This is a genomic window from Methylobacterium sp. WL19 (assembly GCF_008040005.1).
GTDB lineage: Bacteria > Pseudomonadota > Alphaproteobacteria > Rhizobiales > Beijerinckiaceae > Methylobacterium > Methylobacterium bullatum.
Map to the genome: position 1 here is coordinate 1 of NZ_VRVC01000170.1, position 8,147 is coordinate 8,147.

6 protein-coding genes and 1 pseudogene are annotated in these 8,147 nt (G+C 70.1%); 4 read left to right on the forward strand and 3 right to left on the reverse strand.

Annotation, left to right across the window (positions count from 1 at the left end; translation table 11 throughout):
• From FV220_RS22755 to pdeM, 3 genes are all read left to right on the forward strand, one after another.
• Positions 1–820: alpha/beta hydrolase (locus tag FV220_RS22755; RefSeq protein ID WP_147833334.1), on the forward strand; the 820-nt coding region annotated here is incomplete at its 5' end.
• A 6-nt stretch (positions 821–826) separates the two neighbouring features.
• Complete coding sequence (locus tag FV220_RS22760) at positions 827–3,418, forward strand: ligase-associated DNA damage response DEXH box helicase (protein ID WP_147833335.1); 2,592 nt, start codon at positions 827–829, stop codon at positions 3,416–3,418.
• 32 nt (positions 3,419–3,450) lie between these two features.
• Positions 3,451–4,164, forward strand: coding sequence for a ligase-associated DNA damage response endonuclease PdeM (pdeM, locus tag FV220_RS22765; protein ID WP_147833336.1), 714 nt, complete (start codon positions 3,451–3,453; stop codon positions 4,162–4,164).
• A 26-nt stretch (positions 4,165–4,190) separates the two neighbouring features.
• Here the strand turns inward: pdeM and FV220_RS22770 are convergent, their stop codons facing one another.
• Positions 4,191–4,490, reverse strand: coding sequence for a hypothetical protein (locus FV220_RS22770; RefSeq protein ID WP_018042193.1), 300 nt, complete (start codon positions 4,488–4,490; stop codon positions 4,191–4,193).
• 550 nt (positions 4,491–5,040) lie between these two features.
• Between FV220_RS22770 and FV220_RS22775 the strand changes: the two genes are divergently transcribed.
• A complete protein-coding gene (locus FV220_RS22775) occupies positions 5,041–6,507 on the forward strand; it encodes an FAD-dependent monooxygenase (protein WP_147833337.1) in 1,467 nt (488 codons plus the stop codon).
• A gap of 4 nt (positions 6,508–6,511) precedes the next feature.
• Here the strand turns inward: FV220_RS22775 and FV220_RS22780 are convergent, their stop codons facing one another.
• Positions 6,512–6,949, reverse strand: a complete 438-nt coding sequence (locus FV220_RS22780; RefSeq protein ID WP_056150023.1) for a DUF3429 domain-containing protein — start codon at positions 6,947–6,949, stop codon at positions 6,512–6,514.
• 233 nt (positions 6,950–7,182) lie between these two features.
• Positions 7,183–8,147, reverse strand: a pseudogene (locus tag FV220_RS22785) (hypothetical protein); the annotation flags it as partial.

Consider the following 8,147-nt stretch of genomic DNA (forward strand, 5'->3'; position numbering starts at 1 on the left):
CACCCAGGCCTCGCCCGCGATGCCGCGCAGCGCCCGCGCCGAGACCGTGGTCATCAACGGCCCCGACGGGCCGCTGTCCCTGAGGCTGATCCGCCCCGACGCCCGGAAGTGGAAGAAGCTGCGCGGCGCCTATCTCCACATCCACCGCGGCGGCTGGGTCTGGGGTGCCGCCGACGAGCAGGATCCGTGGCTGGAGCGGATCGCCGATGCCTGCGGCTTCGTCTGCCTGTCCGTGGAATATCGCCTCGCCCCGGAGCATCCCTACCCGGCGGCTTTGGAGGATTGCGAGGCGGCGGCCCTGTGGCTCGCCGGTCCGGGCAAGGCCGAGTTCGGCATCTCGGCGCTCACCATCGGCGGGGAATCGGCGGGCGCGCATCTCGCCGTGATGACGCTCCTGCGCCTGCGCGACCGGCACAACCTGCCCCGCGCCTTCCGCGGCGCCAACCTCAATGCCGGCTTCTTCGATCTCGGCCTGACGCCCAGCGTCCGCAACTGGGGCGAGACCCGCCTCGTGGTGAACACCCAGGACCTCACCACCTTCGCCAACGACTACGTGCGCGACGGCATCGACCGGCGCCGCCCCGACGTGTCGCCGCTCTATGCCGAGCTGAAGGGCCTGCCCCCGGCCCTGTTCTCGGTGGGCACGCACGATCCGCTGCTGGACGACACGCTCTACATGTCGTCGCGCTGGGCGGCGGCCGGCAATGGCGGCCACACCGCGATCTATCCCGGCGGCTGCCACGTCTTCGTGCGCTATCCCGGCGCCATGACCGAGCGCGCCCTCGAACTGATCGACCGGTTCCTCATGGCGCTCGCCTGATGACTCTTGTCTGAGGGCTCCCTCCCCGCGCGGTTCGAGGCCTGGTTCGCCTCGCGCGGATGGGCACCCCGGCCGCACCAGACCGAGTTGCTCCGGATCGTCGGCGACGGGCGCTCGGCCCTGCTGGTGGCGCCCACGGGGGCGGGCAAGACGCTGGCGGGCTTCCTGCCGAGCCTCGTCGCCCTGTCCAGGCGCGCGCCGTCGCGAAATGCGCGTGGGCTCCACACCCTCTACATCTCGCCCTTGAAGGCGCTCGCCGTCGACATCGCCCGCAACCTCGAAGCGCCCATCGCCGAGATGGGCCTGCCGATCCGGGTCGAGACGCGCACCGGCGACACCCCCTCGCACAAGCGCACGCGCCAGATCGAGCGCCCGCCCGACATCCTGCTGACGACGCCGGAACAGCTCGCCCTGCTCATCGCCCATCGCGAGGCGGCCGAGCTCTTTGCGAACCTCTCCTGCGTGGTGCTCGACGAGTTGCATGCGCTGGTCACCTCGAAGCGGGGCGACCTGCTGTCCCTCGGGCTGGCGCGGCTCCACCGCCTCAGCCCGAACCTCACCGCCATCGGCCTCTCCGCCACCGTGCGCGAGCCGGACGATCTGCGGCGGTATCTGGTGCCGCAGACGAGCCCCCCCTCCCCCTTGTGGGGAGGGGCCGGGGGTGGTGCCGGAGAGGTCGCGCCATATCCGGAGCCACCCCTACCCCTCCCCACGAGGGGGAGGGAGCCCGTGCCTGCCATGGCCGACCTCGTCGTGGTGAAGGGCGGGGCGGCACCGGACCTGCATCTCCTCGATACCGGCCTGACCCTGCCGCTGGCCGGCCACACCGCCTCACAGGCGATGCCGGCGATCTACGACCTGATCCAGGCGCACCGGACGGTGCTGGTCTTCGTCAACACCCGGCTCCAGGCCGAGTACACCTTCCAGGAACTCTGGCGGATCAACGAAGACTCGCTGCCCATCGCGCTCCATCACGGCTCCCTCGACGCCAGCCAGAGGCGGCGGGTGGAGGCGGCGATGGCGGCGGGGCAATTGCGGGCCATCGTCTGCACCGCCACCCTCGATCTCGGCATCGACTGGGGCGATGTGGACCTCGTCGTGAATATCGGCGCGCCGAAGGGGGCGAGCCGGATCATGCAGCGGATCGGGCGGGCCAACCACCGCATGGACGAGCCGTCGAAGGCCTATCTCGTCCCCGGCAACCGCTTCGAAATCCTCGAATGCCAGGCCGCCCTCGACGCGGTGGAGGCGGCGGCCCAGGACACGCCGGATGCCCGCCTCGGCGCGCCGGACGTCCTCGCCCAGCACGTCCTCGGCATGGCCTGCGCCGATGCGTTCGACCCGCTGCAGCTTTACGACGAGATCGTCTCGGCCGCGCCCTACGCCACCCTGTCCTGGGAGGATTTCGAGGCGGTGGTCGATTACGTGGCCACCGGCGGCTACGCGCTGCGCGCTTACGAGCGCTTCGCCAAGATCCTGCGCGGGCCGGACGGGCTGTGGCGGGTGCGCGATGCGCGGACCGCCCAGCAATACCGCATGAATGTCGGCACCATCGTCGAATCCGCCAAGGTGAAGGTGCGCCTCGCCCGCGGGGTGCGCGGCAAGCCGGGCGCCATCCTGCCCAAGGGCGGGCGCGTGCTCGGCGAGATCGAAGAGGATTTCGCCGACACCCTGACGCCGGGCGACACCTTCCTCTTCGCCGGCGAGGTGCTGCGCTTCGAGGGCCTGTCCGAGGACGAGGCCCTGGCGACGCGGGCGGGCCCCGGCACCGACCCGGCGATTCCCTCATATGCGGGAGCGAAATTCCCGCTCTCGACCTTCCTCGCCGCCCGCGTCCGCGCCCTCATCGCCGATCCGTTCGAATGGGACCGGCTGCCGAAACAGGTGGCGGATTACCTCCTGCTCCAGCGCCAGCGCTCGATTCTGCCCGGCCCGGAGGGGTTGCTGGTGGAGACGTTTCCGCGTGGCGGCCGCCATTACCTCACGGCGTTCCCGTTCGAGGGCCGCCTCGCCCACCAGACCCTGGGGATGCTGCTCACCCGGCGCATGGAGCGCGCCCGCCTGCGCCCGCTGGGTTTTGCCGCCAACGATTACGGCATCGCCGTCTGGATGACCCGCGACGTGAGCGAGGCCATCGCCCGCGAGCCCGGCTTCCTGGCCGACTTGTTCGCCCAGGACATGCTCGGCGACGATCTCGAAGCCTGGCTCGACGAATCCTCCATGATGAAGCGCACCTTCCGCCAATGCGCCGTCATCGCCGGGCTGATTGAGCGGCGCCATCCCGGCCAGAAGAAGACCGGGCGGCAGGTCACCATGTCCACCGACCTCGTCTACGACGTGCTGCGCAAGCACCAGCCCGACCACCTGCTCCTGCGCGCCGCCCGGCAGGATGCGGCAACCGGACTCCTCGACGTGGCCCGCCTCGGCATGATGTTGAGGCGCATCCAGGGGCGAATCACCCACAAGGCGCTCGATCGCGTCTCGCCGCTCTCCGTGTCCGTCATGCTCGAAATCGGGCGCGAGAAGGTCTACGGCGAAGGCGCGGACGAGATCCTGGCCGAGGCCGAGGCGCAGCTTCTCGACGAAGCGCTCGGGTGACGCGCCCCTTTCCCGGATTAGAGGATGCGATCTTGGCGCTCGGCCAGAAACTCGAACGGACCATCAAGACCCCCGGCCTGACGCTGGCCGGCGAAGCCCTCACCCTCGACCTCTGCGGTGGATTGTGGCTCGCCGCGCACCGGACCCTGATCGTCTCCGACCTGCATCTGGAGAAGGGCTCGGCCTTTGCCGCGCGCTCGGGCCAGTTCCTGCCACCCTACGATACCCGCGAGACCCTGGCCTGCCTGCATGAGGCGGTGGCCCGCTTCGACCCGGCCCGCGTCGTCGCGCTCGGCGATTCCTTCCACGATGCGCGCGGCCCCGAGCGGATGGAGCCCGGCGACCGGGCCATGATCGCCGCCCTGCAGGAAGGCCGGGACTGGGTCTGGATCGCCGGCAACCACGACCATGCCGTGTCGGAGGGCGTCGGCGGGCGCTATGCCGAGACGCTGGCCCTCGGTGGACTCACCCTGCGGCACGAGCCGCTGCCGGATGCGCCGGAGGGCGAGATCGCCGGCCATCTGCATCCCTGCGGCAAGGTCGCCATGCGTGGCCGGGCGGTTCGGCGGCGCTGCTTCGTCACCGACGGGAAGCGCCTGGTGATGCCGGCTTTCGGCGCCTATGCGGGCGGTCTCAACGTGCGCAACCCGGCCTTCGATCCGCTGTTTCCGGCCGGCTTCACCGCGCATCTCCTGGGAGACGGCCGGGTCTTCGCCATCGGCAAGGCGATGCTGGCGCGGGATTGAGCGCCTGCCGATAGGGAGCCGTCCCGTCAGGCCTTGATGTCGGCGAAGGCCCCGACGATTTTCTCCCGGCCTTGCTTCACCAGTTCCTCGATCTTCTCCTTGATCGCATCGTTGATCTTTTCGAGTTCCTTCTGCGGCATCCCGGCCAACGCTTCCTCCGTGAGGCCCATCTTCTTGAGGATCTGTTCGCGGATCTTCTCGGCGGGCGTCATCTTGGCATATTTCAGGAAGTCGTCCTTCGCCGACGCCTCCGTCGATCCGGACGATGTCGCGCGGACGGGGTAGCTCGCTCCCGGGGCGGATATTCCGTTGAGACCGATGGACATGGCGGCACGATTTTCCCAGCGATACACGCCTGCATTGAAAGAACGACGCCGCTGGTCGCGACGGAAAATCCTGTTTTAAGTCAGGTACTTATAGAAACCCTGTCGCCGCCGGGGCATCCTGCGCGGTAAATTCTGCCCGGCCATCGATGCCGAGCGACGACGGCGGCATGGGGGTACTCTCCGATCTAAGGGCGTCGTTGATCGGGTTCATGGGTCGACGACCCGGGGAGTATGGACCATCCCAACCAACCCCCTCATCCTGAGGCGCCGCAGCGCAGCGGAGGCCTCGAAGGAGGGCTCCAGTTCGCTCGGCGCGTCCTGGAGGGCACCGTCGAGGCCGCTCACGCGGCGCCTCAGGATGAGGTCGCGTTTCGGTCAGGCAAGCGGCGGGTCGAGGGCGAACGAGAACAGCAGGGCTGCACTCAGGGACGCCAATCCGCAGCCGATCGGAAGCCACCACGCGGTCGTCTTCGTCTCCGTCGCTGCCCCCAGCCCGGAATGCCGATACAGTGGTGGCGAATGCGAATCGCAGCGGAGCCAGGGCACGGTCATGCTTCACGCGCTCATCGTCGGGGCCGGCCCGGTCGGCCTCACCCTCGCCGCCGAACTCGCCCGATACGGCATCGGCCTCCGCCTGATCGACAAGAGCCCGCAGCCGACGCAGACCTCGAAGGCCCTCGTGGTCTGGGCGCGCACCCTCGAACTCATGGACCGGATGGGGTGCAGGCAGGCTTTCCTCGACGCCGGCCTACGCGCCCACGGGGCGACCCTGCGCAGCGCCGGCAGCATCCTCGGCCATATCCGGTTCGACACCGTCGCCAGCGCCTACAACTTCGCCCTCATGATCCCGCAGCGGGAGACCGAGCGCCTGCTGATCGAGCATCTCGCCACCTTCGGCGTAGCAGTGGAGCGCGAGGTGGAACTCGTGAGCTTCGTGACGGGCGACGGCCACGTCGAGGCGACGCTGCGCCACGCGGACGGTGCGGAGGAGACCATGTCGACATCCTGGCTCATCGGCTGCGACGGCGCGCACAGCAAAGTGCGGCACGGCCTTGATCTCGCCTTCGAGGGAGAGGCCCAGGGGGACGATTGGCTTCTGGCCGACATTCGCCTGGAGGGCGACGGCGCACCGCCCGGCGACGAGATCGCGACCTATCTCCACCGGGACGGGCCGCTCGTCGTCTTCCCGATCCCCGGCGGCCGCGCGCGGGTGATCGCGCAGGTCGGCAAGACCGATCCGGCGCATCCGCGTCCGGACCCGACCCTCGATGCGGTACAGGCCCTGACGGACCGGCGCGCGGGCGGCTTCCGTGTCGTCGATCCGGTCTGGCTCACGCATTTCCGCATCAACGAGCGCAAGGTCTCGCAATATGCGCAGGGGCGCGCGGTCCTGGCCGGCGACGCGGCGCATATCCACAGCCCGGCCGGTGGCCAGGGCATGAATACCGGGATGCAGGACGCCATCAACCTCGCCTGGAAACTGGCGATGGTGGAGCGGGAGCAGGCCGCGCCCGCGCTCCTCGACAGCTACAGCCCCGAGCGCAACGCCGTCGGCGACATGGTTTTGCGCAATGCCGGCCGGCTCACCGACATGGCGACCCTGTCGAACCCCGTGGCGCAGGGACTGCGCAACCTCGCGCTCCGGTTCATGCTCGGCTTCCATGCCGTGCAGGACAAGATGGCGACCACGATGAGCGAGGTGGGAATCGCCTATGCCGACAGCCCGCTGTCGCACGGCCCGGAGGCCGGGATACGCTGGGCGCCGGCGCAGGACGACGGCAAGCCCCCCGGTTCCGGATCGGTGCCGCTCTTCGTCCTCTATGCCGCGGATTCGGAACGAGGCGCCGCCTTCGCCGCGCGGTTTCCCGCCCTGCTCGAGCCGGCACCGCGACGCTCGCCCGACGGCGACAGGCTGATCCTCGTCCGGCCCGACGGCTATGTCGGTTTTTCCGGCACGGCCGAATCCTGGGAGGAAGCCGGGGGCTATCTCGCGCGGCTGAGCCCGGACCGGCCCTGAACCCTCACGCCGCGATCAGCAGGGCGCAGCCGGCCACCACCGACAGGACGAGCCGCAGACGCCCGAGCCAGCTCGGAACGAGTCCGCGCCGGACGAGGTCGAGATCGACGATGCCCCAGCCGAGGACGAGGAGGCCGAGCACGCGCAGGTCCCACGGAACGGGACAGGCGAGCGCCGCCCAGGCGATGAGGGACGGCAGGATGGCGATGACGTAGTCGCGCCCGCCCGCACCGCCGGAAGCGGCAGCCCCCCAGCGGATGCCGCCGAGGAACGAGGCGATGACCGCGCCGTAGGTGGAGAGGATGGTGCGCGGGGCCAGGCCGACATTGCCGAGGCCGCCATCGCTGCCGCTGAGGGAGAGAACCGCGAAACCCAGAAAGGGAATGAGGCCGGCGACGCCGAGAACGAGGGCTGACGTCGGTATGGGCGTCACACGCGCCATCAAATCTCCGGCTCCGTTATCCGCGATCCGGGAGGCAGGATCGCATCGATCTCGATCATATACACGGTTGCGACGGCCCGGAACGCCGACCGGACGCCACGCCGCCAACGTGCTGGCGCCTCGCCAAAACCCGGACAAGCTGTTGTTACGAAACGCCGTTTCGCTGCGGCGCCGCGTTCTTAGCGGCCATGCGCGTCGCTATCACGCGCGGTCCCTGTCATGCGCGGTCCCTGTCATGCGCCCGTGCTGCGGCGCGGCGCCGGCACCGGCGCGGCGGGGGGCGGAGCGCCGATCAGGCTCATCGATCCGTCCACCCCGGTTCCGGTCGGCGCGGGGGGCTCGTTCACGGCCGGGAGCGCCGCCTTCGGTTTGAAGGCGGTGCTCAGGCTCTGCGCCGTGACGAGATCCTTCGGCGAGAGCTTCGCGGCGACGTCGTCGCGCTTCCGGCCCGCATCGTCGTCGCCCTGGGCGGCGGCGGCGGAGAACCAGAGGTAGGACTGGACGAGATCCTGCTGCACACCGAGGCCGCGCGCGTACAGGACGGCGAGGTTGTACTGGCTGTCGCGCATGCCGTATTCGGCGCCGCGCCGGAACCATTGCGAGGCCGTGGTGTAGTCCGGCTTGCCGTTCGCGGCGGGGTTCTCGGCATAGACCACGGCGAGGTTGTGCATGGAGCGGGCATGGCCCTGCTCCGCCGCACGCCCGTACCAGAGCTTGGCCTGGGAGAGGTCGCGCACCACCCCGGAGCCCTTCTCGTAGAGGCCGCCGAGCTTGTACTGCGCCGGGGCGTAGCCGGCACCGGCCAGGGCCTCGAACAGCTTTGCCGCCACGGCGAAATCGCGCGGCATGCCGCGCCCTTCGAGGGCGCGGGCGGCGAGGTCGTAGACGGAGGCGCCGTCGCCGTCGAGGGCGGCCTTGCGAAGCTGTGCCAGACCGGTGGGCACGGCGCCGAGATCGCCGGCAAGGTCGTGCAGCGCGGCGACCTTCGGCACGGCGCGCTGGAGCGGCCGAGATGCGGCTTCGGCAGTAGCGGTCGCCGGGACGGTCGGTGGCGGCGCGACGTCGGAGATCGACTGGGTGGTCTCGGGGTCGGGCCGAGCGGTCGTTTCCGCGCCGGCCGGAGAAGCGCTGGCCGGAGAGGTGCCGGCCGTCGCGGCGGTGGAGGCCTTGTCCGGGCTCTCGGACGGTTCGGCCGGAG

What these genes read in the sequence shown, in the direction of transcription:
- FV220_RS22770 (WP_018042193.1), bottom strand. Translation starts at nt 4,490, where the DNA reads ATGTCCATCGGTCTCAACGGAATATCCGCCCCGGGAGCGAGCTACCCC.
- FV220_RS22775 (WP_147833337.1), top strand. Translation starts at nt 5,041, where the DNA reads ATGCTTCACGCGCTCATCGTCGGGGCCGGCCCGGTCGGCCTCACCCTC.
- FV220_RS22780 (WP_056150023.1), bottom strand. Translation starts at nt 6,949, where the DNA reads ATGGCGCGTGTGACGCCCATACCGACGTCAGCCCTCGTTCTCGGCGTC.